The sequence below is a fragment of the uncultured Lactobacillus sp. genome (assembly GCF_946477725.1).
Lineage (GTDB): Bacteria > Bacillota > Bacilli > Lactobacillales > Lactobacillaceae > Lactobacillus.
In genome coordinates this window covers 42,216-68,928 of record NZ_CAMKZC010000005.1, presented here as the reverse complement: position 1 = coordinate 68,928, position 26,713 = coordinate 42,216, and the positions used below count along the sequence as shown (strand labels likewise).

The window sequence follows — 26,713 nt, the reverse complement described above, 5'->3', positions numbered from 1 at the left end:
TCAATAACTAATATAATACATGAAAACCAGTTATTTTGCCCGCTTTTATCAGTTTTTCTTTCTTGATAGATGAAATTCGGGCAAATTGCGAAATGTTTTTGGGTAATTCAGAGCAAAACTGATTGACTCTGTCCAGTTCAGCTTGTAAAGTAATTGTGACTGTTTCATCACTGTTATTGCGTACATTCCCATCTAATTCCATCTTATTAGCAAGGTTTAAGACGCTCCAGCGAAAGCCTACTCCTTGAACGATGCCTGAAATAGTTAATTGCCAGGTTTCCCTTAATTCATTGGTAGGATTGCATTCTCTTTTAATTTTATGTTTGTTAAAAAATCCCATAATAATCCTCCCTATACTACTTTCTTGATTTTAACATTTTAGCAGCTTGAAATTAAAAAATATATTGATAAAAACGAAAGAAGATATCCAGATGCTAGAACAAATAAGTTCGGTGAACAATAATTTAATAAAAGATTTATCTAAATTAAAACAAAAAAAGTATCGGCAAAAAAACAATTTATACTTAATTGAAGGTTTTCACCTAATTGAAGAAGCACTCAAAGCGGGAGAAAAATACCTTTATCTGCTGGGAAGTGCTGAGGCAATCACTAAAATTAATAAAAATTTTTCTGAGGTAATAACCAGTCAGAAAACTTTTATCATAAATTCGGCTATTGCTCATCACCTTTCTAGTACTAAAAATTCACAAGATATTTTTATGGTTTTAAAAATTGCACAACCTCGAGACTATCACGTGAATTTTGGCAAATGGGTTCTTTTAGACCATTTGGCTGATCCTGGCAATGTAGGTACCATTATTAGGACAGCAGATGCTGCTGGCTTTGATGGTGTTGTTTTTTCTCCTGCAAGTGTTGATATCTATAATCCTAAAACTCAAAGGGCAATGCAAGGCAGCCAGTTTCATGTTAAATTAATTATGCAGGATCTAACAGAGGTTATTAAAGAAATGCAAGATAACTCGATACCTGTATATTCTAGTATGCTGGATAAAAATGCTAAGCAATTGCCTGAGTTTAATAAGGTGCCCCAATTAGGTTTGGTCATTGGCAACGAAGCTCATGGTGTTACTTCAGAAATAGCAGAAATGAGTAATGAAAAGTTATATATTCCTATTAAAGGCAAAGCTGAATCTTTAAATGCAGCTGTAGCTGCGGGTATTATAATCTATTATTTTGCCTAACTGCTAACACTTGTTTTTAGTAAGTATATTTAATATAATAAAAGACAAAGTAAAGCTTTCTTGTGGGAGGACGATATCATGACTCAAGGTATTAAGGACAAACGCTGTGCGGATTGTGGTGCTCCTAATTATGAATACTGCGAACATTTTATTAACGCATTTAAAATTATTGGCAAAAAGTGGAATGGACTAATCATTAGTTCTTTGTGTGCTGGTGATTATATGCGTTTTAAAGACTTGGCTCAATGTGTATTGCCTTGTTCTGATCGTGTTTTGGTTGAAAGATTGAAGGAACTGGAAAAAGAAAATATTGTTAATCGATCCGTTGATAGCAAAACAAAGATTATCTCTTATAGTCTGACCAGAAAGGGGGCAGAGTTAAAACCCGTTTTCGATCAGATCCATGGTTGGGCTGATAAATGGGTTTAATTTTGCATATTCGCTTGCATGTTTTTCTAAAAAGTTATATTCTATTAACTAATTACAAAGAGTAAGACTAGTAGCAGCAATCATTTAGTCAGAGAAACTTTTTTATTGAGCTGAAAGAAAAGTTTAAACGGAACTGTGAATTTCATCTTACTAGTAGAATCTAATCCATTCCGGTATTCACCGTTAGCGAAATTGAAAGTGTGGACATTTTTGTGTCCAAACTAGGGTGGTACCGCGAAGCTTCGTCCCTTTTGGGATGAAGCTTTTTTGTTTGATTTGAAAGGAAAAATTTTTATGGACTTGTTTGACAGGTTAAAAGAGCTGCGTGAAAAAGGTCTGGTAGAGATCAATAAGGCTAAGAACGAGGAAATGTTAAATGATGTTCGCGTTAAATTAACTGGTCGCAAAAGTGAATTAACTGAAATCCTCCATTCAATGAAAGATATTGATCCCAGTGATAGACGTGAAGTAGGACAACGTGTTAATAAATTACGTGATCTTTTTAACAGCAAGCTGGATGATGCTAAAACAGAGATTGTAGAGGCATTAGTAGAAGAGCAGTTAAACAAAGAAAAAATAGATGTTACGTTACCCGGACGGGAAATGCACCTTGGTGCTAAGCACCCAATTAATATTATTTTGGATGACCTAGAAAAGTACTTTATTGGTATGGGCTATGAAGTTGTGCAAGGACCTGAAATAGAAACTGACCACTACTGCTTCGAAATGATGAATTTGCCTAAAGACCATCCGGCAAGAGACATGCAGGAAACTTTTTATATTGATTCTGATAACTTATTGCGCTCTCAAACTTCAGGTGATCAAGCACGCGTTTTAGAAAAACATGATTTCACTAAAGGACCGCTTAAAATGGTTGGACCAGGAAAAGTTTATCGACGCGATGATGATGATGCCACTCACTCACACCAATTTATGCAAATGGAAGGTTTAGTAGTGGACAAAAACATTACGATGGGCGATTTAAAGGGAACTCTAGAACTAATGGCCAAGCATATTTTTGGTCAAGATCGCGAAACCCGCCTTCGCCCTAGTTACTTTCCTTTTACTGAACCTTCTGTAGAAATGGACGTTTCCTGCTTCAATTGCAATGGCGAGGGCTGTTCTATTTGTAAATATACAGGGTGGATTGAAGTTTTAGGTGCCGGAATGGTTCACCCTAATGTGATAGAAAATGCTGGAATTGATTCTAATGTATATGGCGGTTTTGCCTTTGGTGTAGGATTAGATCGTTTCGCTATTCTTAAATATGGTATTGATGACATTCGTGATTTTTACACAAATGATGTCCGCTTCTTAGAACAATTCAGTAGGGAGGAAAGATAATGCTAGTTTCATACAATTGGCTAAAGGATTTTATTAAGTTGGACCAGGATCCTAATGATTTGGCTGAAAAAATAACTCGGACAGGTGTTGAAGTAGCAGAAGTTAAACATCCTGAAGATGGTATGAAGAAGTTGGTAGTAGGTCATATTATTGACTGCGAACCAATTTCTGGTACGCACTTAAATTTAACTCATGTTGATGTCGGAGAAGAAGAACCATATCAAATTGTTTGCGGCGCTCCTAATGTTGCTGCCGGAGAAGACGTAGTTGTGGCTTTGCCAGGCGCCAGAATTGCCGATAATGTTAAAATCAAAAAAACTAAATTGCGCGGCAATGAATCAAACGGTATGATTTGTGGTCTACAAGAAATTGGTTTCCCAGATAAGATTGTGCCCGAAAAATACGCAAACGGTATCTATGTTTTTCCTCAAGATGATGATATCAAACCGGGACAATCCGCATTTAAACTATTGGGAATGGATGATTACATCTTTGATTTTGACATTACTCCTAATCGTGCCGATACGTTGTCGATGGAAGGCTCGGCTTATGAGGTTGGTGCCATTAGCGATGTGCCTGTCAAAGTTGAAGACGTAGTTGTTAAAGAAGACGGTCCAAATTGGACTAACGATTTTACTGTCGATGTTGACTCTCAGCTGGCACCTAAATTTTATTTACGCAAAATCAGTAATGTCAAAATTGGCGACAGTCCTCTTTGGCTCCAAAGACGACTATGGAATGCGGGAATAAGACCCATTAACAATGTGGTTGATGTCACCAACTATATTATGCTTTTAACCGGTCAACCGATGCACAGTTATGATGCCCGCGCCTTTAAAACAAATAAATTGGTTGTTAGAAAAGCTAATAAAGATGAAAAACTGACTTTGTTAAATAATAAAGAAGTTGATCTTGACCCTAACGACATCGTCATCACCAACGGTGAAGACGTAGTGATGATGGCTGGGGTGATGGGTGGACTTAATTCGGAAATTGAAGCTGATACTAAGGATGTTTTGTTAGAGTCTGCTATTTTTGATCCTACTTTAATTAGAAAAGCTGCACTGCGCCATGCCAATAGAACCGAGGCTTCTAGTCGTTATGAAAAAGGCGTTAACTGGGATGCTACTACCAGGGCGTTGGATATGGCTGCGCTTCTTTTACGCAATGATGCCTCTGGCACCATTAATGAAGGTGTCATTACAGGCAGTTCTGAAAAACGCAAACCTACCAAAATTACCACAACAATCTCTTATATCAATAGAGTATTAGGTACTGACATTTCTTCCTCAGAAATTGCTGCCATTTTTGCCCGCTTGAATTTTAAAATTGAAATTAACGGTGATAATTTAATTGTCGATGTACCCGCAAGGCGCTGGGATATTGCTATTCCTGCTGATCTGGTTGAGGAAGTAGGACGTTTATACGGCTATGATAATATTAAGTCTACCCAACCGGTCCTAGCAGAAACACATGGCGGCTATTCTAAAAAAGAAGAAACTATTAGACGTATTAAAAATGTAGTTCAAGGTCAAGGCTTAATTGAAGCTATTTCCTACTCATTAACTTCGCTTGAAAAAGCAATTGGTTTTTCCAAGGAACCTAAGAAGCCAGTTGCAGTCCAAATGCCGTTGAATTCTAATCGTTCAACTTTAAGACAAAATCTAATGACTGGTTTAGTCGATGCTGCGAGCTACAATATGGCACGTAAGCAAAATCAGCTGGCAATTTTTGAACAGGGACGTGTCTATGATTTCGAAAATAACAAATATAATGAGCATGAACATTTAGCAGCATTGTATAGCGGTAACGTTTATTTCGAAAACTGGCAGAATAATAATGAAAAAATTGATTTCTTTTATGTTAAAGGTCAATTGACTAATCTGTTCTCAAGTCTGGGAATCAATTTGAATGATGTTGAATACCGGGCTGAAGTAATCATGTACATGCATCCTACTAGAACTGCAGGCATATACATTAAAAACAAATATGTGGGCATGATTGGTATGCTGGATCGTCCAGTTACTCAGTCTAATAAGGCAATGAAAGATAGCGAAATTTACGGCTACGAATTAAATCTTGATGACATTATTCCGTTAATTCTTAATCCACAGACTACTGCTCAAAGCGCTCCTAAGTTTCCTGCAGTTGAACGGGACCTGTCAATTTTAGTAGATAATGATGTAACTAATCAAGCTGTTGAGGAAGTTATCAAAGCAAATGGTGGAAAATATCTCTATAACCTGCGTATTATTGATGTCTACCGTGGTTCTCACATTGCTGAAGATAAAAAGAGCTTTGCTTATCGTTTAACATTTCTCAATGAAAATGACACATTAACTGATGAAATCGTCAGCAAAGCAATGAATTCTATTGATTCTAGCCTAGAAAAACAACTAAAAGTAGAAATACGTTAATTATTGACATTAACCGTTTAAGTGAATATCATAGACCAGTGCAAAAAGAATTTTAACTTTAAGGAGTACAAAGTTTTATGCCTGAAAAATCATATCCGATGACTGCTGAAGGTAAAGAAAAACTTGAAGCAGAATTAAAAAATTTAAAAGTTGTAAAGCGGCCAGAAGTAATTGAAAGAATCAAGGTCGCCCGTTCTTATGGCGATTTATCCGAAAACTCGGAATATGATGCAGCCAAAGATGAGCAAAGCCATCTTGAAGACCGCATTAGTGTTGTGGAAGATATGCTTAAGTACGCTCATGTTGTTGATGCTAATGCCAGTGATCCAGATGAAGTTGCTGTAGGTAAAACTGTTACCTATACTGAAGTTGGTGAGGATGAACCAGAGACATACACAATTGTTGGTAGTGATGAATCTGACCCAATGAATGGTAAAATTTCTAATGATTCACCGATTGCTCAAGCAATTTTGGGAAAGAAGAAAGGTGAAACAGTAACAATTTCAACACCTGGTGGCAAATTTGATGTAGTAATCAATAAAGTTGAAGAAAAATAACTAGTTTGACAGAGTTATTTTAGCTAAGGCTTATAAAAACAAAAAGACCAGAACAGCTCTACTTCTGATAATAGAAGTGGCAACTATTCTGGTCTTTTTATTTATAAATTTAATGACTAGTAAAGTAGCGGTAGTCCTTGCTTTTATCAAAGATAACACCACGAGCATTTTCACCGTTAGAAATTGAAAATTGGGCTTGTGGGTATTTTTCATGAACTTTATTTTCAAGAAAATCGCGCAACATTTGGTTATTGGCGAGTACAGAACCAGTCAGCGCAATTTTCATTGGCTTAGGCTCCTCATACCGGTCCATTCCGATTGTAATATCTCTTGCAAGCAGTTCAGCTTGCTCTTTTATTACAGTCGAAGCAAAAGGATCGCCTTTATCAGCTAATTGAGCCACGTTCACAGCCATTGAAGCAAAATCAGAATTGCTGGTTTTATAAAACTTGGCAGTAGCATCATTTAAATTATCGACTTTAAACAGTTTATTAAACATGCCAATTAATTCGTTGTCTTCTCGTTTATCCCAACTAAGTAAAGCAGATTTTAAAGCACTTAGTGAGATAGCATAGCCTGAGCCTTCATCACCTAAAATGGAACCATAGCCACCAGTGGTGATAATGCTGCCATGCTGTAAGCCATTGAAAACGGAACCAGTACCAGCAATAACAAGACCACCATCTTCGCCTTCAAGGCCATTATAAAGAGCCAAGAGAGAGTCAGTAACTGCTCTGGTTGGCAGGTTATCAACCTTGGCAGAGATTTCAGCGGCTACTTCTGGCGCATGACCGATAACTGATAAACCAGCCATTCCACAGAGAATTCGTTGACAATCGCCATCAATTTCGTCAACTAATTCGTTAATTGCCTTTGTGATGTTAGTAATGGCATTATTATAGTCCGTATTTACTTGTCCAGGACCGGCTTGAGCCTCTGCCAGTTTTTGACCCTTTAAGTCATAAGCTATTGCTGTAGTATGCGTTCCTCCAGCATCAACTCCAATAAGATATTTAAGTGTCATAGTTTGATCTTCTTTCTATATTTTATCCCACTCTTATTTTATTACATTTAGAAAAAATACTGAAGATTTTTCGCAAAAGTATTTGTGTGCAGTTTTGGCCTTACTGGTCAACAAGTATTCTATCTTAAAGTTTTTCCAAAACGTTACCATCTCAATAGATTTGTACTCTAGTTTTTGTTAAAATTACACTAGTTTAGTGAGGTTGAGGCTAAGTGAATTTTTTCAAGAAAAAACTGAAAACTAAAAATAATAATGCCAAAAAACAAGCTTCTACTCCAATCAGAATGAAGATAATTTTGGGGATCATTTTTGTTCTTTTTGCGGCTTTGATTGGACAGCTGGCTTATTTACAAATAGGTTATGGCTCACGCTTTAAAGCTGAAGTACAAAAATCTAATTCGGCCATAGTTTCCAGTCAAGTTCCCCGCGGTGTTATGTATGACAATAAAGGCCGTGTACTGGTAGGAAATAAGGCTAAAAATGCTATTACTTATACCAAAAGCGTTTCAACTACAACTGAGGATATCTATGCAATTTCCAACTCTCTTAGTCATTATATTTCTATCAAGGATGAGCAGCCGACTGAACAACAAGTAATTGATTATTATTTGGCAAATAGGAAAAATAGTGCTAAAGAATCTGCCAAAGTTCCTAAATCTGTCAGAGCCAAACAAGATGACAATTTAATAAATCAAAAAATCAAAGAACAGGTTAGTGCAGAACACATTAAGCTGAATGCACGTGAGAAAACAGCAGCTTTAATTTATAATAAAATTTCAGGTGCCTATACCCTTTCTACAATTTATATAAAAAATAATCATTTAACAGATAAAGAAATTGCGCAGGTGGGTGAGCACCTCTCAGAGCTTCCTGGTGTGGGCATTGGAACTGACTGGCAAAGATCTTATCCTAATGGTTCGTCTATTCGCAGTATTATTGGTTCTGTTTCAACAGAAAAGGCCGGTCTGCCTAGTGATAACTTACAATATTACTTAACAAACGGCTATTCTCGCAATGATCGGGTAGGTACATCGTATTTGGAAGAAAAATATGAACCCCTGCTCAAGGGAACTAAATCAACCAGCAAAGTTTGGACTAAGAATTCAGGAGACATCGAACAGTCAAAAGCGGTTTATTCTGGGCAGGCAGGCGCCAGTTTAGTTTTGACCCTTGATGCTAAATATCAAAAACAGGTTCAAAGTTCATTAGAAAAAATCTATGCTTCTGCTATTGGATCCGGTGCCGCTCACTATTCAAATGGGGCTTATGCTATTGCTATGAATCCTAAAACTGGTGCAATTTTGGCTATGGCGGGAATTAATCGTGATCCTAAGAAAAATAAAACTACCAATAATGCATTAGGCGTTATTAATCAGTCTTTTGTCATGGGCTCGGCAGTTAAAGGCGCAATGGTAAGTGGCGGGTTAATAAATAAAGTAATTACTCCTACCAATAATGTAATGCCTGATACCCCAGTTTATTTACCTAGTACGCCGGTCAAAAAGTCAGTCTATCCAATTGGCACTTTTAGCGCGCTAGACGCTGAAACTGCTTTAGAAGTTTCCAGTAATATTTACATGATGCATTTGGCAATGAAATGGGTTAATGCGTCTTATGTTCCTAAAATAAGGATCACCATGCCTCAAACGGCCTTTGAAACTTTGCGCCATAATTTTAATATGTTTGGGTTGGGTCAAAAGACAGGAATTGATTTACCGGGAGAAATATCGGGTATTCAAGGTAGATCATTCAATGATCAGGGATTAGTTCTTTCTGGTTCTGTACTTGACTTATCATATGGTAACTATGATGCTTACACGCTTATCCAAATGGCACAATATGTTTCAACGATAGCCAATGGTGGCTATCGCATGCAGCCTTATGTGGTGCAATCGGTTGGTAGAACAGCAAATAATGGTAAAAAAGTTTACATTGACTATGACAAAAAGCCTCAAGTACAATTACGCATACCTTGGACTCAAGATGAGCTTAACATTATCAGACAGGGCTTTTGGCGTGTTGTTCATGGTACAAATTCCTGGGGTACTGCTCATAAACTGAAAAAAGTAAAACCATCTATCTCGGGAAAGTCGGGAACAGCCCAAACTTTTTATTACGATCCCGATAATCCTAACCAGAAAAATCCACCAGAACTAGTTAATGCTACTTTTGTTGGTTATGCACCATCAAATAACCCTGAGATTGCTACAGCTGTGATTTTTCCCGGACTGGATCCCAAATTGGAAGGATCCTATACATTACAAATGACCAAAGCTATGGTCCAGGACTACTTTAAATTACATAAAAAATAGAATTTTGTTAATATTACTGGTAATAATAATAGAAAAATGCTAAGATAATACAGTCAGAATAAAAGCGTAGGTGGTGAAAGAAATGGCAGATAACATCATTTTGGAATGCACCGAATGTGGCGATAGAAGTTACTTATCTAAGAAAAACAAGCGTAAGCATCCGGAACGTTTAAGTTTGAAGAAGTATTGCCCAGTTGAAAGACATACTACTCTTCATCGTGAAACTAAGTAATAAACTAATATAGTAGGAGCCTATGCTCCTGCTATTTTTTATATGGAAGAATCATGACAAAAAAAGAAATAAGACAACAACAAATTGAAAATTTGAGCAAATTTGCTGAAACGGCAGAAAAAGATGCTGAAGATCAGGTTTTGCTTAAAAGTATTATGAACTCTGAGATCATTAGTAATTGTCAAAGCATTGGCATAACCTCCTCCTTGAGTTATGAAGTTGACACTTCAGGTTTGATTGCTCAGTTATGGGATCAAGGTAAGGACGTTTACTTAGCACGTGCAAATGATAATGCTGAACGTACTCAAGATTTTATCTATTATAGTTATATGACGAAATTAACCAAGTCAAAGTTTGGTGTTGAAGAAGTAAATGAGCCGAATGCTCAAATCAACAATGATTTAGATTTGATTATTGTTCCTGGACTAGCCTTTGCATTGGATTCACATCAACGTTTGGGATTTGGTGGAGGTTACTATGACCGTTTTTTGTCAAAGCATCCTAATTCTAAAACGGTAGCTTTGGCCAATTCCCAGATGATTTTTAAGACAGCCTCCTGGAAAGTGGAAGCGACCGATATAGCTATTCAAACAATTATTACTCCGGAATCCATTCTAACGAATTAATTGAGGCTATAATGAATCAGCGACAAAACCTGAAAAGTTGTTACATAACCGTCAGTATATTAGCCGTCCTTTTACTAGTATTTTTAATTGAAACGGCCATTGGTGGTTCAGAAAGTATTTATGTCCTCATGAAAATGGGAGCCATGAAGAATGATGCCGTGGTCATTGGTAATCAGTGGTGGCGTCTGTTTACGGCCCAATTTTTGCATATGGGAATTATGCATCTGGTTTCTAACGCGGTTATGATCTATTACCTTGGGATGTATATGGAAACCATTATTGGTCATTGGCGCTTTTTAATAATATATCTTCTTTCTGGTATAGGGGGTAACTTATTAAGCTTAGCCTGGGGCGATGATAATGCTATTAGTGCTGGCGCTTCGACGGCCTTATTTGGATTATTTGGTGCTATGACGGCAATTGCTTTGCAGAATCGGGCCAACCCTATATTGGTTTACCTTGGCAAACAATCATTTTGGCTGGCTTTAATCAATATAGTAATTGATTTGTTTGCACCTAATATTGATATACCTGGTCACATTGGCGGATTCGCTATGGGATTTTTAGTTGCAATAATCCTGGGTGAAAAAACGTTAAGGCAATACTCAGTTAAAAAACGAGTTATCGCTCTTTGTTTACTAATTATTTATTGTGTAGCAACTGTCAGGATGGGCATGGTAATCAATTTATAATGAAAACTTTGTATGATGTGCAGCAACTTCTTGAAAAATATGGTATTTTTGTTCATGTAGGCAAAAGAATCTGGGACATTGAGTTGATGGCACTTGAACTTGACAACATTAATCATTCACACTTAATTGACCAGCATGATTATTTAGTCGCTAAATTAATATTGCGACGTGAATATGAGTATGAAGAGCGCCACAATAAAGATAAGCATAAATATTAAATTGTTTATGCGCAGTAGTTTTTAAATTTTAGTGGGAGAAATACAACTTATGTCATCTTTTTTACTTATTCTAGACGTAGTTTTAATTGTTATCATATTAGCATTTGTGGCAGTTTGGCTGTGGAATAAAATACAAACTAAACGCTTGGGTAATGGAGATTTAACCAACGAAGAATTTAATAAAGGAATGCGTAAAGCACAAGTGGTAGATTTACGTGAAAAAGCTCCTTTTAAAAGAAAACATATTGATGGGGCCAGAAACTTGCCTTACACAATGCTTAAATACCAATATACTGAATTGAGAGCAGATTTACCTGTTTATTTGTACTCCGACTCTTTATCAGTTACTTTACGTGCTGCCAGATTTTTACAAAAAAAGCATTTTTCTTCAATTAAATGGTTGAAGAATGGTTTTGATGAGTGGGATGGACGCACCAAGAAATCTAAATATTAAATAAAAAACATGTTTGTTGCACTGATCAAACGTGTTTTTTCTATGTTATTCATGAATGAGAATGTGATTATGCAAAAAGTTTTAGCTCTCGTCGGGCCGACAGCTATTGGTAAAACTGCTTTGGCAATTGAGCTTGCTCAGAAAATTAATGCTGAAATAATTTCAGGTGATTCCATGCAGGTCTACAGAGAGGTCGCAATTGGAACCGCTAAGGCAACTCCTACAGAACGAAAATTAGTACCACATTATTTGGTCGACACTCAAACAATTTTTAAACCTTATTCAGTAGTTGATTTTGTTACCCAGGCAGAAAAAGCCATTGAGCAAATAGTGCAGAAAAATAAAGTGCCTTTGTTGGTCGGTGGCACTGGCTTTTACGTTAATGCTTTGCTTAATAAATTGCAATTAGGTGAGCCGAATAAAGAAAATGCAGCTGTATCAGATAAATGGCAGGATTATTTAAATAAAAACGCTAAGACGGCGCTTTGGCAAGAACTAAAAAAACGCGATCCTTTAGCTGCTCAAAAAATTCCGTTAAACAATTCACGTAGAGTTTTAAGAGCTTTAACGGTAATTGATCGTACAGGACATAAATTTTCAGAACAACAGGATAAAATTGAACCGCGATACCAGTATTTTATTATTGGATTAAATTCTGCACGTCCAGAAATTTACTCTAGGATTAATAAACGTGTTGATCAAATGATGGACGAGGGCTTACTTGACGAGGCCCGTTTTGTCTATCAAAATCGTGACCAAGAATATACTATTTTACAGGCTATTGGCTATAAAGAATTTTTTCCTTATTTTGCTGGTCAGGATAATCTGGAAAATTGTATTAAAAATTTAAAAAGAGCTTCAAGAAGATATGCTAAAAGACAGCTGACATATTTTCACCACCAGTTACCCGTTTACTGGTTTGATCCTTTATCTGATTCAAATTGTGTGCAAGAGATTTTACAGAAAGTTGAGGAATGGTTAAATGAATAATTGGCCAAAAGAATTACAAGAAATTGTAGCTGATATTGATAAAAAGATTGAGCCGCAGCTGGCAAAAATTGAGCAAAACATTCTTTTTAATCAAAATAAAGTTTTGCAGGCGTTTAAAGATAAAGCAGTAGCAGAATCGGATTTGATTGGCAGTACCGGTTATGGCTCCGATGACAGTGGACGAGATAAACTTGATCGTATTTACGCCCAAATATTTCATACGGAAGATGCTTTAGTACGTTCACAGTTTGTTTCTGGCACTCACACTTTGGCTACAGCCATGGCTGGAAATTTATTGCCAGGTGATGAATTAACGTACTTAACCGGTATGCCTTATGACACTTTGCAACAAGTTATCGGAATTGCCGGTAATGGCAGGGGCAGTTTAAAAGCATATGGAGTAAAATTTTCTCACGTTGATTTATTACCCGATGGCAGCGTTGATTTTGCTTCTGCCCGCAAATTGCTTGCAGATCATCAACCTAAAATGGTAGTCATCCAGCGTTCACGTGGTTATAATACTAGGCCTAGCTTCACTGTAAGTAAGATTAAGCCGATGATTGCTATGATTAGGGAGGTTTCACCTAAGAGCATTATTTTTGTTGATAATTGTTATGGGGAATTTTCAGAAAAACATGAACCTACAGAATATGGTGCTGATTTAATGGCAGGCTCTTTAATCAAAAATGCTGGTGGTGGTTTAGCCAAAATTGGTGGTTATGTTGTTGGTAAACATGAGTTAATTGAAAACACAGCGGTCCGTCTTACAGCTGGCGGAATAGGTAGAGAAGAAGGTGCCAGCTTAAATAACAATTTAGATTATTTTGAAGGCTTGTTTATATCTCCTAGCGTTACTGGCAATGCCATTAAGGGTGCAATATATGCGTCTGCACTTTTAGAAAAGATGGGGTTAGAAGTTTCTCCTAAATGGAATGAAGACAGAACCGACTTAATTCAGACCGTTATTTTTCATAATAAAGATAAAATGATTAGGTTCGCTAAAGCTTTACAGGAAAACTCGCCCATTAATTCATTTGTGGATCCGATACCAAGTAATGACACCGGTTATGAAGATCAGGTAATCATGGCAGATGGATCCTTTGTTGAGGGTGCCAGCATTGAATTTTCAGGAGATGGCCCAATCAGGCCACCATATGCTTTATATATGCAGGGTGGATTGACCTATGCCCATGTGAAAATAGCGATTACTAATGCAGTTAACGAATTATTTTTTCAAAACAAATAATAGATAATCATAAATGTAAAGTAAAACTTTGGTAAAGTTTTAATATTTTGTGTTAGACCACTTTACAATGATTTAATCATTTGCTAATCTTATATCTAGTTTTAAATGAGGAATATAATTCCAATTAAGACTATACCAATTATTGTATGATTTTTTTAGGTGGAGAAGCATGACAAAGAAAATTTCAGCAGACGACATCAGAAAAAGTGTAGCAGAGGAAGATGTCAGATTTATTAGACTAGCTTTTACAGATATTAACGGAACTCTTAAAGCGGTTGAAGTTCCAAATAGTCAGCTAGACAAAGTTTTAAGTAATGATGTCCGCTTTGATGGTTCTTCAATCGACGGATTTGTTCGTTTGGAAGAAAGTGATATGATATTATATCCTGATTTTTCCACTTGGTTCGTTTTACCTTGGGATGACAGCGCAGGTGGTAAAATTGGCTGTTTAACATGTTCAGTTCATACCACAGATGGTAAACCTTTTGCTGGAGATCCACGAAATAATCTCAAAAGAATCATTGGCCAGATGAAGGAAATGGGTTTTACGGCTTTTGACATTGGTTTTGAAGCGGAATTTCATTTACTTAAACTTGATCAAAACGGCAACTGGACTACAGAAGTTCCTGATCATGCATCATATTTTGATTTAACCTCAAATGATGAAAGTGCGAGCTGCCGTAGAGATATTGTTGAAACTTTAGAGAGTATTGGCTTTGAAGTAGAAGCTGCTCACCATGAAGTTGGAGACGGTCAGCAGGAAATTGACTTTAGGTTTGATGATGCTTTAACAACGGCTGATCGTGTTCAAACTTTTAAAATGATCGTACGAGAGATTGCCAAACGACATGGTTTGTTTGCGACATTTATGGCTAAGCCTTTACAAGGCCAAGCAGGAAATGGCATGCACACTAACATGTCATTATTTAAGGGTAATCAAAACGCCTTTTATGATGAAAACAACGAGTATCATTTGTCAAAAACGGCTTTGTACTTCTTAAATGGTATTTTGGAACATGCTCGTGCAATTACAGCTGTCGGTAACCCCACTGTTAATTCTTATAAACGTTTAATTCCTGGTTTTGAGGCACCGGTATATATTTCTTGGGCTTCAAAGAATCGTTCACCAATGGTTCGAGTACCGGCTGCTGGTGAATTGAATACTCGTCTTGAAATGCGTTCAGCTGATCCTACTGCCAACCCATATTTGCTTTTGGCTGCTTGCTTAAGTGCTGGTATGGCAGGAATTAAGGAAGAAAAAATGCCAATGGAACCAATTACTTGCAACTTATTTACTTTAAGTGAAAAACAACGTAATGAAATGGGGATTAAACCATTGCCTTCGACTTTGCATAATGCCCTTAAAGCATTTAAGAAAGACAAGTTAATTCAAGACGCTTTAGGAGAACATTTAACTCAAAGCTTTATTGATTCTAAAGAATTGGAATGGTCCCAATATACTCAAACGGTTTCTGACTGGGAAAGGAACCGTTATATGGGTTACTAAACTAACTTGCTCTAGTATAGAAACTATTTCTGAATCTGGGTAATAAATTAATTAAAGATCTTTATGCCAAGCTATGGTTAGCTTGGCATTTTTGTTTGACAGTTTTTATAAGCAACCTGCTTAGCGGATGAATAAAAAAGCTAATAAACTAGCATTAAACGCAAAATAATAAATAATATATTCATTACAAGCTGTTGGAAAAATCAAATGAATTTAAGTGATAAAATAAATGAGTTGGGTTTTAAGTATAAGAGGTAAAAATGGTAAAAAGAAAACGAATATATACTAAAGACGTAATATTAGTTATGGCAGCTTCGTTCTTTTTTATGTTTAGTACGATGTTTGTAAATCCTTTAATCAATGGTTATGCCAAAAGTTTAGGTGCTAGTAGTGCTTTTGCGGGGATAATTGTGGGAATTATGAGTATTGCTGCGATGTTTTTGCGCCCGATTGCTGGTAATTTAACGGATAGATTTTCCAAATATCGTTTATCCTTTGTTGGGGGAGTTTTAATTGTAGTCGGAGTAATTGGCTATGTGTTGGCGCCTACAAGCAGTTGGCTACTTCTTTTTCGTTTAATTAATGGTTCAGGCTACGTTCTTTGCACCGTTTGTATGACTACCTGGCTTGCTTTTTTGGTACCGCGTGCTCATGTCGGTCAAGCAATGGGATTTTACGGCTTGATGAATGCTCTGGCCATGGCTATCGCTCCAGCGTTAGCAATTAATATTTATCAAAAAACCGGGTATCGGTTAGCGATTATTGCTTCCGGCATTTCTGCCTGTTTGATGGTCATTATGATTCAGTTTGTAGGAAATAAAGCAAAACCGCAAAATATTAATAAATCTCAAGCACAGAATTCATTACTGCACATTAAAATTATTCAGAAAAATGTATTGCCCATAGCAATGCTTACTACCTTATTTGCTTTTCCTTATTTCGCCACTCAGGCAGACCTGGTAACTTATGCTGAAGAGCAGCATCTTAATATAAATGTGGGCTCGTACTTTCTAATATATGCGGTGGTATTACTGCTTATAAGAATTACACTTAAAAATCTGTTTGATACTGTCAAATTCGGTACCTGGTTTTGGGTGAGTGTTGCAGCTACTTTGATTTACCTTATTTTATTGGCTACAATGAAAAACAATTTTTTAATGGGTCTGGCGGCCGCTTTTATGGCAGTAGGATATGGTTTAATGTATTCTGTTTTGCAGTCAACTGCAATGCTTTTGGCACCAATTAGTGAGCAGGGCCTAGCAAGTAGTACATTTTACTTGGGTCTAGATATTGGTATGGCCTTTGGTCCGATAATCATGGGCTTTGTGAATGATATGCTACCGGCTAAATATTTTTATTTGGTGCAATTAATTTTAGTACCATTTATGATATTGATCTATTTACATTACCGTACTCGTCTAAACAGTGCAATTAGGCATCATTAAGTTAAATTTTGAATAAAAAGAAACTGACTAAGCTTGTTTTTTGTGCAAACTTAGCCAGTTTTTAATGCATGTTAAAATATTGAAACTACTTTTTACTGAAACTTTTCACCCCATGCCCACGGGTCTTCATGCCAAGTTTTTAAAGCTTCATATTCTTTGGCATTTATATAATTCATTTCTTTTTCTTTTTGCAGCAGTTCTGGGTATGTTAATAGCGGACTATAATCAACACCGGCTTGAGCAAAATTAGCTGTGGTATCCTTTAAATAGTAGGTGAATATTGAACTTACTCCAATCACATGACCACCCTCTTTTTCAGTGGCTTTCACTGCATTAATAACTGATCCACCAGTAGTAATTAAATCATCAATTAGAACAATCCGATCATTTTCAGTAAAAAGGCCTTCGATTTGCTTACCTTTACCGTGATCTTTGGGCTTTGGTCGGACATAAATCATTGGTAAATTTAATTTGGCAGCAACCCATGCAGCATGAGGAATGCCAGCCGTTGCAACCCCGCCAATGATACTTACATCTGGATATTTTTCTTTAATGAGAGTTGCTAAATCTGAGGCAATCCAGTCGCGCAAATCTGGATAAGATACAGTTAATCTCAGATCTGTATAAACAGGTGATAACATTCCACTTGCATAAGTGTAAGGCTTGTTAGGGGATATTGTAATAATCTTCTTTTCAACTAACTTGTTAATGATTTGATCTTGATACATTATTCAAACTCCTTTTTAATTTCATGATATATTTGAGCAGGATTTTTTGCCTGGGTAATCGGACGACCAACTACGATTGCGCTGGAGCCAAATTCTTTGGCTTTCTGTGGAGTTGCAATCCGCTTTTGATCATCGTTAGATTTATTAGTTAATCTAATTCCCGGTGTAACATATAAAAAATCAGAACCAAAGTGCTTTCTTAGATTTTTGACCTCAAGTGGTGAACAAATCACGCCATCAGCTCCGGCCTTTTTTGCGGTTTGGGCTAAGCTGACAACTTGTTCAGGCATTGACAAAGAACAATTTTGCTCAGTAGACAAGACTTTTGCAGTAATTGAAGTTAGTTCTGTTACTGCTAGTAACTTTGGCACCTCACTACCTTGAACTGTGCCATCTTTTAAACCGTTCTTGGCGGCAGTAATCATCTCACTGCCCCCTAAAGCATGAATGGTTGTGCAGTAGACACCTAGATGCGCTATCTGTCTTGCAGCTTGGTATACCGTGTTTGGAATATCATGTAATTTAAGGTCTAAAAAAATGTGGTAACCTTGTTTTACCAGGCTGGTAACTAAATCTGCGCCATAATGATAATAAAGTTCCATCCCGATTTTGAGGTAGGTTTCTTCAGGCCGACCCAGATTTGCCAGTAAATTTTGCACTTCTTTTTGGTTATCATAGTCCAAAGCCACAAATACTGCTTTTTTCATTAAAAACCTCCACGAAAAAAAAGCCTATTTTGGTACGAGAGTGCATCAAAATAGACTAGCTAAAATTTGCGTCATGTTTTCAACTTGCGGTCTCTCTGTACCGTTTAAAGTTTATCATTATTGAGATTACCATTTTTATTTAAAAAATACAACCAAATTTTATTTTGAAATGGTGAAAAAATTGTGTAAAATATAGCCAAAATAATTGTACTGACAGAGAGCTTACATTTTGGGAGGATAAAATGACCAATATTAGTGTTAAATTACCCGGACTTAACTTAAAGAACCCGGTAATGCCGGCGAGTGGCACATTCGGATTTGGTGACGTACCAGCAGCAAAAAAATTTGACTTGAATGAGTTAGGGGCGTTAGTTATAAAAACTACTACCCCGAAAGCTCGCTTAGGTAATCCGCAACCGCAGATTGCAGTTGTAGATAAGGGCGTTTTAAATTCGGTTGGATTGACCAATCCAGGAGTAGATAATGTTATTGGGAATAAATTACTGGCAATCAAAAAACAATATCCCCAACTTCCTTTGATTGCCAGTGTTGGTGGTGAAAGTAAAGAAGGCTATATTGAAGTTGCGCAAAAACTATCGCAGTCCAAAATGGTTGATGCCCTGGAAATTAATGTTTCTTGTCCTAATGTTGCTCAGGGTGGAATGACCTTTGGAGTTCATCCCGAATTAGTTGCGGAATTAACTGCTGCTATAAAACAGGTTGTTAACTTGCCTATTTTTGTCAAGTTAACACCAAATGTAACGGATATAACCGCAATTGCACAAGCTGCTGAAGCAGGCGGCGCGGATGGCTTATCACTGATCAATACGATAACCGGAATGCGCATTAACATTGAAACGCGTAAACCTCTTTTGGGAAATAATTATGGCGGTTATTCTGGTCCCGCTGTTAAACCAATTGCCTTATACCAGATTAATCAGGTAAGAAAAAATACCCAGTTGCCCATCATTGGTATGGGTGGCATTAGCTCAGCCGAAGATGTAGTGGAATTTATGCTGGCTGGTGCTAACGCAGTCGAAGTAGGTAGTGCGCATTTTAAAGACCCTTTGGCTTGCCCGCATATTGCACACCAATTGCCGCAGCTTTTAGAGAAACTCGGAGTCAAAGATATCAATGAACTGGTAGGACAGGTTGAATTCAATTAATAAACCCGACTTGTCAATATGCAGCTTTACTATTGACAACTATTGCTTTAGCAAGTATATTTAAATAGATGTCCTTTTAAGTTAGTCCCGAGAGGCTAGTAAGGAAAGTTCAATTAAGTATTGACTTTTACGAAACACTTAGTCTCAGGCAGATTAAGTGTTTTTTTTATGGGCAAAGCACTAGTAGGAGAAAAAAGATGACAAAAGAAATTTGGGATGCATCTGCAATGAAAAGAGCGCTAACCAGAATTACTTATGAAATCATTGAGCGCAATAAAGGTACTGAGAATTTAGTTCTTATAGGAATTAAAACTCGTGGTGTTTATTTAGCTCAACGAATTCATGATCGAATTGAAAAACTTGAAGGTGTTGATGTACCGCTAGGTCAGCTTGATATTACCTTATATCGAGATGATCGTCATGATGCATCATTGAAGCTGGATCCCGTTGTTAATTCTAAAGAATTAGGTGTTGAAATTAGCAATAAGCACGTAATTTTAGTTGATGACGTGATTTTTACCGGTCGAACGATTAGAGCAGCTATGGATGCTTTGATGGACAAAGGCAGACCTAGTTCCATTGCTGTTGCTGCTTTGGTTGATCGCGGTCACCGTGAACTGCCAATTCGAGCAGACTTTGTTGGTAAAAATGTTCCAACTTCTTCACATGAAGAAATTGCAGTCCATGTAGAAGAAATTGATAATAAAGACAATGTAGAATTAAAACCATTGCCGCAATAAGAAATCAATTCAACCGTTTAATTGGCTCCAGAGAGGGTCAGAAGGGTTTGAGTTTATTTTGTTGAGTCATCGACTGAACTAGAGACCCTTTTGTAAACCTGGAGCTAAAAAGCTTCAGGTTTATTTTTGTGGAAAGAGTAAAAAATGAAAAATAGCAATTTTGTAACTTTAAAATCATTTGTCAGTGTTGAAAATTTAACTGTAGCAGAAGTAGGGGCGCTTATCGAGCGTGCAGAATATTTTAAAAATGGTGGAGCCCGCCCGCATTTAACTCAACCGGTTTATGTTACTAATATGTTTTTCGAAAATTCGAGTAGAACACATACCAGTTTTGAAATGGCGGAAAGAAAATTAGGTTTGACGGTCATTCCGTTTGATGCTGCTCATAGTTCAACCCAAAAGGGTGAAACTCTGTATGATACTTCTTTAATTATGGCAGCACTGGGAATTGACCTTGAGGTTATCAGACATTCGGAAAATGAATATTATGAGAAATTAATACATCCAAATAAAAACCAACACCTTAATATTGGTGTGATAAATGCTGGTGATGGTAGCGGTCAGCATCCTTCACAGTGTTTACTTGATATGATGACAATTCACGAACATTTTGGTCATTTTAAAGATCTCAAGGTAGCCATAGTAGGAGATATTACTAATTCGAGAGTAGCTAAAAGTAACATGGAACTTTTAACCAGGTTAGGAGCAAAGGTATATTTCTCAGGTCCTGATTATTGGTATGACAAACAATATGACAAATATGGTGAATATCTGCCGATAGATGAATTAGTTGCTCAAATGGATGTAATGATGTTGTTGCGGGTGCAGCATGAAAGACATGCAGGAGATCCTAACGAAGCCAAATTTGATGCTAAAAAATATCATGACAAATACGGAATTAATCAGAAACGCTATAACGCTATGAAAGATGATGCCATTATTATGCATCCAGGTCCAATTAACCATGATGTTGAGCTTAGTGGCAATTTGGTGGAAGCTCCAAAGTGTAGGTTCGTGCGTCAAATGGAAAATGGGGTCTTTATGAGAATGGCAATGATTGAAGCTGTTATGCGGGGACGCAATTTAGGAGGATTATCCTAATGGCAACAGTTATTAAAAATGGTTACATATACACTGGCGGAGAAATAGTCCATAGCGACCTTTTAATCAAAAATGGTGTGATTGCCGCAATTGGCAATAATTTAACAGCTGAAAAAGAGATTAATGCACAAGGAAAACTGGTTAGCCCTGGTCTAGTTGATGTTCACGTTCATTATCGGGATCCTGGCCAAACTGAAAAAGAAGACGTCCGAACTGGCTCATTGGCAGCAGCACATGGCGGTTTTACTACAGTCTGTGCGATGCCTAATGTAGACCCCGTTCCTAATACTCCCGATTTACTGGCAAAAATGGTCCAGAATAATCACAAAGCTGGTTTAGTCCATATTTTGCAGTATGCACCCATTACAGTTAATGAGGATAGTAAAGAAATTCCCGATTATGCTGGGTTAAAAAAGGCTGGTTGTGTTGCTCTAAGTAACGATGGCAAAGGGGTGCAGGATGCGCAAACTATGTTTTTGGCAATGCAAAAAGCTCAAGCAAATAATTTGCTAATAGCTGAACACGCGCAGGATGATTCTCTTTTTAATCATGGCGTTATGAATGATGGACCAACAGCGCGGCTACTTAAACAGGAGCCGATTACTGAGCTGGCAGAGACTACTCAAATTGTGCGTGATCTTTTATTGGCAGAAAAGACCGGCGTTCACTACCACGTTTGTCACGTTTCCACCAAAACAAGTGTGGAATTAATTAGGATTGCTAAAAGTCATGGTATTAATGTTACCTGTGAAGTGGCACCTCATCATCTTTTATTGGGGGAAGAAAATATTGGTAAAGATGATAGCAATTTCAAGATGAACCCACCTTTAAGAACCAAAGAAGATCAAAAAGCACTAATAGCGGGATTACTTGACGGCACGATTGACATGATTGCGACTGATCATGCACCACATACTGCAAAGGATAAACAAGGTGGCTTTAAAAAGTCCGCTTTTGGTATCGTAGGGAGCGAAACGGCCTTTAGTGAGCTTTACACCAAATTTGTCAAAACTGGTATTTTTACATTACAGCAATTATTAAACTGGTTGACAAGCGCTCCAGCCAAGGCCTTTGGTCTTAAAAAAGCAGGAAGAATAGCTGTAAATCAACCAGCTGATATTGCCATTTTTAATCTTGAGCGAAAAGCGGCTATCAATAGCGCTTGTTTCAAATCCAAAGCAAGAAACACTCCTTTTAATCAAGATTTAGTATTCGGTCAAACGGAATTAACAATGGTTGATGGCAAAATTGTTTTTCAAAAGGGAGGAAAGTAAATGAGATATTTAATTTTGGAAGATGGCAGCATTTTTGCAGGTGAAGGTTTTGGCGGAGATCGGGTAACCAAAGGTGAAGTCGTTTTTACCACTGGTATGACCGGTTATCAAGAAGCAATCACGGACCAGTCTTATGCCGATCAAATTCTGGTATTTACCAACCCATTAATTGGTAATTATGGCATTACGCTAGCTGATTATGAATCACTTGAACCGGGAATAAAAGGGGTGATTTGTCACCAAGTTGCGCGCTATCCCGACAACTGGCGCATGCAGACTACTTTGCCCGATTTTCTTAAGAGCTTAAATATTCCGGGAATTCAGGGAATTGATACTAGAAAATTGGTTAAAAAACTGCGCGCACACGGTACAATGAAGGGCCAGATCTGCGATTCTAAGGAAAATGCTGCTCAAATTGCCGCTGATTTAAGAGCAAATAAAATTACTGCAGGAGTGGTTAAGCGTGTTTCAACTGCGAAATCATATCCTGTGCCGGGTTCAAAACGGAATATTGTTGTTGTCGACTTTGGCTTGAAAAACAGTATTTTACGTGAACTTAGTAAGCGAGACTGCAATTGTATAGTTCTGCCTTACACGACTTCAGCTGCAAAAATTTTATCCCTGCAGCCAGATGGGGTGTTATTGTCAAATGGTCCCGGCGATCCACTTGAAATGAAGGATGCAGCTAAAATGGTGCAGGAAGTTGAGCAGAAAATACCACTCATGGGTATTTGTATGGGACATCAGGTTTTTGCTTTAGCCAACGGTGCTAAAACTTATAAAATGAAGTTCGGTCACCGCGGCTTTAATCATCCTGTACGTGAAATTGCTACTGGGAATATTGGGTTTACCTCTCAAAATCATGGTTATGCAGTTAGTCGTGATTCAATTGACCCTGAAAATTTAATGGTAACTCATGTAGAAGTTAATGATGGGACCATTGAGGGCTTACGGCATAAAAAATATCCTGCTTTTTCAGTGCAATTTCACCCTGACAGTACCCCTGGTCCGCACGATGAGGAAGGGATTTTTGATTATTTTATGCAAATGATTGATCAAAGAAAGGACAATGAAAGTCATGCCTAAAAGAACCGATATAAAAAAGATCATGGTAATTGGTTCAGGTCCAATTATTATTGGTCAAGCAGCAGAATTCGATTATTCTGGAACACAAGCATGTTTGGCTTTACGTGAAGAAGGCTATGAAGTGGTTCTGGTTAATTCCAATCCTGCTACTATCATGACTGATACTACAATTGCTGACAAGGTTTATATTGAGCCGTTAACTGTTGAATCAGTTTCCCGCATTATTCGTAAGGAATACCCTGATGCAATATTGCCTACTTTAGGTGGTCAAGTGGGTTTGAATATGGCCTTATCGTTAGCTAAAAGCGGCATTTTAGACGAATTAAATATTGAATTGTTAGGAACAAAACTTGATTCAATTGAACAAGCCGAAGACAGAGAAAAATTCAAGGAACTTTGTCAAACACTGGGTGAACCTGTTCCGCCTTCAACCAGTGTTAAAACAGTCCAAGAAGCTTTAGATTTCGGAGATAAAATTGGATATCCCATTATTGTCCGTCCCGCCTTCACTATGGGAGGAACTGGTGGTGGAATTTGTAATGATCGCGCTGAACTTGAAAAAATTGCCAAAAATGGCTTGGAACTGTCTCCGGTTACCGAATGTTTAATTGAACGGTCGATTGCTGGTTATAAAGAGATTGAATTTGAAGTAATGAGAGATCATGATGATAATGCCATGATTGTCTGCTGTATGGAAAATTTTGATCCTGTCGGTATTCATACCGGGGATTCAATTGTTTTCTCACCGTCACAGACATTATCTGACAAAGAATATCAGATGTTGCGTGATTGCTCCTTAAAGCTTATTCGGGCACTAAAGATTGAGGGCGGTTGCAATGTTCAATTGGCCTTAGATCCAAATAGTTTTAACTATGATGTCATTGAAGTTAACCCCAGAGTTTCACGTTCTTCTGCCTTGGCTTCTAAAGCTACTGGCTATCCGATTGCCAAGATGGCGGCCAAAATTGCTGTGGGTATGACTTTAGATGAAATTAAAAACCCAGTAACAGGCACTACCTTTGCGGAGTTTGAACCAGCATTGGACTATGTTGTCTGCAAGATACCACGCTGGCCCTTTGACAAATTTGCCAAAGCTAATCGCGAACTGGGTACACAGATGAAAGCGACTGGGGAAGTGATGGCGATAGGGAGAACAGCTGAAGAAGCCTTTCAAAAAGCCGTTCGTTCCCTGGAAATCGATCAAAAAGATTTTTATTCAGTTGAAGCTCATAAAGCCAGTGATGAGGACCTCGAAAATAAACTGGTTAGAGCGCAGGATGATCGTCTTTTCTACTTAGCTGAAGCCTTTCGCCGGGGTTATTCAATGTCGGACTTGCATGAATTAACCAAAATTAATTTTTACTTTTTAGATATTGTTAAGCATATTGTCGATTTAGAAAAAGTTATTGCCGCAAATCCTGATGATTTGAAGGTCCTTAAAAATGCTAAAAAATATGGTTTTAGTGATAATACAGTCGCTAATTTGTGGCACGAAGATGAAGACAAAGTAAGAACTTTGCGCAAGCAAAACCATTTGCTGCCAGTATATAAAATGGTGGACACTTGTGCAGGTGAATTTGTTTCTCAAACTCCATATTTTTATTCTACTTATGATACCGAAAATGAGAGTCAGAAAACTTCCAAGAAGTCTGTTTTGGTAGTTGGTTCAGGTCCAATCCGCATAGGGCAGGGTGTAGAGTTTGATTATGCCACAGTACACTGCGTTAAAGCCCTGCAAAAGATGGGTTATGAAGCCATTGTCATTAATTCAAATCCAGAAACTGTTTCAACTGATTTTTCCGTTTCTGATAAATTGTACTTTGAACCTTTAACTTTAGAAGATGTGTTAAATGTTTGTGATTTAGAACAACCAGAAGGTGTAATTATTCAGTTTGGTGGACAAACTTCAATCAATTTGGCCGCTGGTCTGGAAAAACATGGTATCAAGATTTTAGGTACTAGCGTAGAGGATCTTAATCGAGCAGAAGATCGAGAATTATTTGATCAAGTAGTAAAAGAACTAGGTTTGAAGCAGCCGCAAGGAATTACCACAACTACACATGATGGTGTAATTAAAGCAGCTGAGAAGCTGGGCTATCCGGTTTTAGTCAGACCAAGTTATGTATTAGGTGGAAAGGCAATGGAAATTGTTTACAATCAACCTGAACTTGAAGACTACTTGCACAACCATGTTGACATTGCCAGTAGTCATCCAATTTTGGTAGATGACTACCTCGATGGTCGCGAGTGTGATGTTGATGCTATTTGTGACGGAGAAGAAGTACTTATTCCTGGAATAATGGAGCATATTGAACATGCTGGGGTTCACTCTGGAGATTCTATGGCCGTCTACCCGGCTCAAACATTTTCTCCTGCCATTAAGCAAAAAATCGCTGACATTACCAAAAAACTGGCTTTAAAGCTTAATTGCCGTGGAATAATGAATTTGCAGTTAATTGAGCGCGGGGGAGAAATCTATATTATTGAAGTTAATCCTCGTGCCAGTCGTACGGTCCCGTTTTTAAGTAAAATTACCAGTATTGAAATGGCTCAGGTTGCTACTCGGGTCATTATGGGTGAAAGTCTAAAGGAGCAAGGCTATAAAGATGGTCTGGCACCAGAAACAAAAATGATTAGTGTTAAAGCACCAGTCTTCTCGTTTAGTAAACTTTCAGATGTTGATAGCTACTTGGGGCCGGAAATGAAATCAACTGGCGAAGTCATGGGCAGCGACTTGAGTTTTCCAAAAGCACTTTATAAGGCTTTTTCAGGAGCCAACATGCAAATACCAGACAGTGGCAACATTTTGTTAACCATTGAAGATCGGGATAAGCAGGAAATATTACCTATTGCTCAAAGATTTGCTCAAATTGGTTATCGTATTTTTGCTACCAGTGGTACAGCAAGCTTTTTAAAGCAAAACCAATTACACATTACACTGGTTGATAAGATTCATCAGCACAGTGAGACTAATATTTTAAATGAGTTTAAAAATGGGAAAATTGATTTGGTAATAAACACTATGGGACATGACTTGGCGAAAACTTCTGACGGCTTTATTATTCGTCAAGCGGCCATCCAGCAAAATATTCCTTTAATTACTAGCTTGGACACTGCCCGTGCACTTCTAACTGCCTTAGAAAACCGCTCGTTTTCTACAATAAGCATAAAATAAAATTTAATAAGCAAAAGAGCAACCGCGTAAACAACAGTTGC

The 26,713-nt window shown here is 37.5% G+C and carries 25 protein-coding genes and 1 other annotated feature; of the genes, 21 read left to right on the top strand and 4 right to left on the bottom strand.

What is annotated here, in order from left to right:
* Positions 1-7: 7 nt before the first annotated feature.
* Positions 8-340 carry an acylphosphatase gene (locus Q0R51_RS03765; RefSeq protein WP_294756791.1) on the bottom strand — a complete coding sequence of 111 codons (333 nt, stop codon included), beginning with the start codon at positions 338-340 and terminating at the stop codon, positions 8-10.
* 91 nt (positions 341-431) lie between these two features.
* Between Q0R51_RS03765 and Q0R51_RS03760 the strand changes: the two genes are divergently transcribed.
* From Q0R51_RS03760 to greA, 5 genes are all read left to right on the top strand, one after another.
* Complete coding sequence (locus Q0R51_RS03760; protein WP_294756789.1) at positions 432-1,202, top strand: RNA methyltransferase; 771 nt, start codon at positions 432-434, stop codon at positions 1,200-1,202.
* 78 nt (positions 1,203-1,280) lie between these two features.
* A complete protein-coding gene (locus Q0R51_RS03755) occupies positions 1,281-1,631 on the top strand; it encodes a helix-turn-helix domain-containing protein (protein WP_294756786.1) in 351 nt (116 codons plus the stop codon).
* A 48-nt stretch (positions 1,632-1,679) separates the two neighbouring features.
* Positions 1,680-1,884 (top strand) — a binding site (T-box leader).
* Between the two features lie 41 nt (positions 1,885-1,925).
* A complete protein-coding gene (gene pheS / locus Q0R51_RS03750) occupies positions 1,926-2,975 on the top strand; it encodes a phenylalanine--tRNA ligase subunit alpha (RefSeq protein ID WP_294756850.1) in 1,050 nt (349 codons plus the stop codon).
* A complete protein-coding gene (gene pheT, locus Q0R51_RS03745; RefSeq protein ID WP_294756785.1) occupies positions 2,975-5,392 on the top strand; it encodes a phenylalanine--tRNA ligase subunit beta in 2,418 nt (805 codons plus the stop codon). The genes pheS and pheT overlap by 1 nt, the downstream gene beginning before the upstream one ends.
* A gap of 77 nt (positions 5,393-5,469) precedes the next feature.
* Positions 5,470-5,949, top strand: coding sequence for a transcription elongation factor GreA (gene greA, locus Q0R51_RS03740; RefSeq protein WP_046325100.1), 480 nt, complete (start codon positions 5,470-5,472; stop codon positions 5,947-5,949).
* A 109-nt stretch (positions 5,950-6,058) separates the two neighbouring features.
* On the opposite strand, the gene Q0R51_RS03735 is transcribed toward greA, so the two are convergent.
* Entirely contained in the window at positions 6,059-6,973 is a 915-nt protein-coding gene (locus tag Q0R51_RS03735) for an N-acetylglucosamine kinase (RefSeq protein WP_294756781.1), read from the bottom strand.
* Positions 6,974-7,185: 212 nt separating this feature from the next.
* Between Q0R51_RS03735 and Q0R51_RS03730 the strand changes: the two genes are divergently transcribed.
* From Q0R51_RS03730 to Q0R51_RS03685, 10 genes are all read left to right on the top strand, one after another.
* Positions 7,186-9,285: a penicillin-binding protein 2 gene (locus Q0R51_RS03730; RefSeq protein WP_294756779.1), complete on the top strand. Its 2,100-nt coding sequence runs from the start codon at positions 7,186-7,188 to the stop codon at positions 9,283-9,285.
* 82 nt (positions 9,286-9,367) lie between these two features.
* Entirely contained in the window at positions 9,368-9,517 is a 150-nt protein-coding gene (rpmG, locus tag Q0R51_RS03725) for a 50S ribosomal protein L33 (protein WP_081945351.1), read from the top strand.
* 53 nt (positions 9,518-9,570) lie between these two features.
* Positions 9,571-10,143 carry a 5-formyltetrahydrofolate cyclo-ligase gene (locus Q0R51_RS03720; RefSeq protein ID WP_122026226.1) on the top strand — a complete coding sequence of 191 codons (573 nt, stop codon included), beginning with the start codon at positions 9,571-9,573 and terminating at the stop codon, positions 10,141-10,143.
* Positions 10,144-10,154: 11 nt separating this feature from the next.
* Positions 10,155-10,835: a rhomboid family intramembrane serine protease gene (locus Q0R51_RS03715; protein WP_294756777.1), complete on the top strand. Its 681-nt coding sequence runs from the start codon at positions 10,155-10,157 to the stop codon at positions 10,833-10,835.
* Positions 10,835-11,053, top strand: a complete 219-nt coding sequence (locus Q0R51_RS03710) for a YqgQ family protein (RefSeq protein ID WP_046325095.1) — start codon at positions 10,835-10,837, stop codon at positions 11,051-11,053. Before Q0R51_RS03715 ends, Q0R51_RS03710 begins: the two co-directional genes overlap by 1 nt.
* Positions 11,054-11,102: 49 nt before the next feature.
* Positions 11,103-11,507, top strand: coding sequence for a rhodanese-like domain-containing protein (locus Q0R51_RS03705; RefSeq protein WP_046325094.1), 405 nt, complete (start codon positions 11,103-11,105; stop codon positions 11,505-11,507).
* 69 nt (positions 11,508-11,576) lie between these two features.
* Positions 11,577-12,497: a tRNA (adenosine(37)-N6)-dimethylallyltransferase MiaA gene (miaA, locus tag Q0R51_RS03700; protein WP_294756773.1), complete on the top strand. Its 921-nt coding sequence runs from the start codon at positions 11,577-11,579 to the stop codon at positions 12,495-12,497.
* Complete coding sequence (locus tag Q0R51_RS03695; protein ID WP_294756771.1) at positions 12,490-13,743, top strand: methionine gamma-lyase family protein; 1,254 nt, start codon at positions 12,490-12,492, stop codon at positions 13,741-13,743. Before miaA ends, Q0R51_RS03695 begins: the two co-directional genes overlap by 8 nt.
* Before the next feature lie 169 nt (positions 13,744-13,912).
* Complete coding sequence (gene glnA, locus Q0R51_RS03690) at positions 13,913-15,250, top strand: type I glutamate--ammonia ligase (protein WP_294756770.1); 1,338 nt, start codon at positions 13,913-13,915, stop codon at positions 15,248-15,250.
* A 260-nt stretch (positions 15,251-15,510) separates the two neighbouring features.
* Positions 15,511-16,695: an MFS transporter gene (locus Q0R51_RS03685; protein WP_294756768.1), complete on the top strand. Its 1,185-nt coding sequence runs from the start codon at positions 15,511-15,513 to the stop codon at positions 16,693-16,695.
* 92 nt (positions 16,696-16,787) lie between these two features.
* On the opposite strand, the gene pyrE is transcribed toward Q0R51_RS03685, so the two are convergent.
* The gene (gene pyrE, locus Q0R51_RS03680; protein WP_294756765.1) at positions 16,788-17,423 is read right to left on the bottom strand and encodes an orotate phosphoribosyltransferase; all 636 of its coding nucleotides are present in this window, start codon (positions 17,421-17,423) and stop codon (positions 16,788-16,790) included.
* Positions 17,423-18,130: an orotidine-5'-phosphate decarboxylase gene (gene pyrF, locus Q0R51_RS03675; protein ID WP_046325088.1), complete on the bottom strand. Its 708-nt coding sequence runs from the start codon at positions 18,128-18,130 to the stop codon at positions 17,423-17,425. Before pyrF ends, pyrE begins: the two co-directional genes overlap by 1 nt.
* Before the next feature lie 242 nt (positions 18,131-18,372).
* On the opposite strand from pyrF, the gene Q0R51_RS03670 reads away from it, so the two are divergent.
* From Q0R51_RS03670 to carB, 6 genes are all read left to right on the top strand, one after another.
* Complete coding sequence (locus tag Q0R51_RS03670) at positions 18,373-19,296, top strand: dihydroorotate dehydrogenase (protein ID WP_294756763.1); 924 nt, start codon at positions 18,373-18,375, stop codon at positions 19,294-19,296.
* Positions 19,297-19,493: 197 nt separating this feature from the next.
* Positions 19,494-20,036 (top strand): bifunctional pyr operon transcriptional regulator/uracil phosphoribosyltransferase PyrR, encoded by a 543-nt coding sequence (pyrR, locus tag Q0R51_RS03665; protein ID WP_046325086.1) that lies wholly within the window; start codon positions 19,494-19,496, stop codon positions 20,034-20,036.
* A 144-nt stretch (positions 20,037-20,180) separates the two neighbouring features.
* The gene (locus tag Q0R51_RS03660) at positions 20,181-21,137 is read left to right on the top strand and encodes an aspartate carbamoyltransferase catalytic subunit (RefSeq protein ID WP_187157577.1); all 957 of its coding nucleotides are present in this window, start codon (positions 20,181-20,183) and stop codon (positions 21,135-21,137) included.
* Positions 21,137-22,411, top strand: a complete 1,275-nt coding sequence (locus Q0R51_RS03655; protein ID WP_294756758.1) for a dihydroorotase — start codon at positions 21,137-21,139, stop codon at positions 22,409-22,411. Before Q0R51_RS03660 ends, Q0R51_RS03655 begins: the two co-directional genes overlap by 1 nt.
* Entirely contained in the window at positions 22,412-23,497 is a 1,086-nt protein-coding gene (locus Q0R51_RS03650; RefSeq protein ID WP_294756756.1) for a carbamoyl phosphate synthase small subunit, read from the top strand.
* Positions 23,490-26,672 carry a carbamoyl-phosphate synthase large subunit gene (gene carB, locus Q0R51_RS03645; protein WP_294756755.1) on the top strand — a complete coding sequence of 1,061 codons (3,183 nt, stop codon included), beginning with the start codon at positions 23,490-23,492 and terminating at the stop codon, positions 26,670-26,672. Before Q0R51_RS03650 ends, carB begins: the two co-directional genes overlap by 8 nt.
* Positions 26,673-26,713 lie beyond the last annotated feature (41 nt).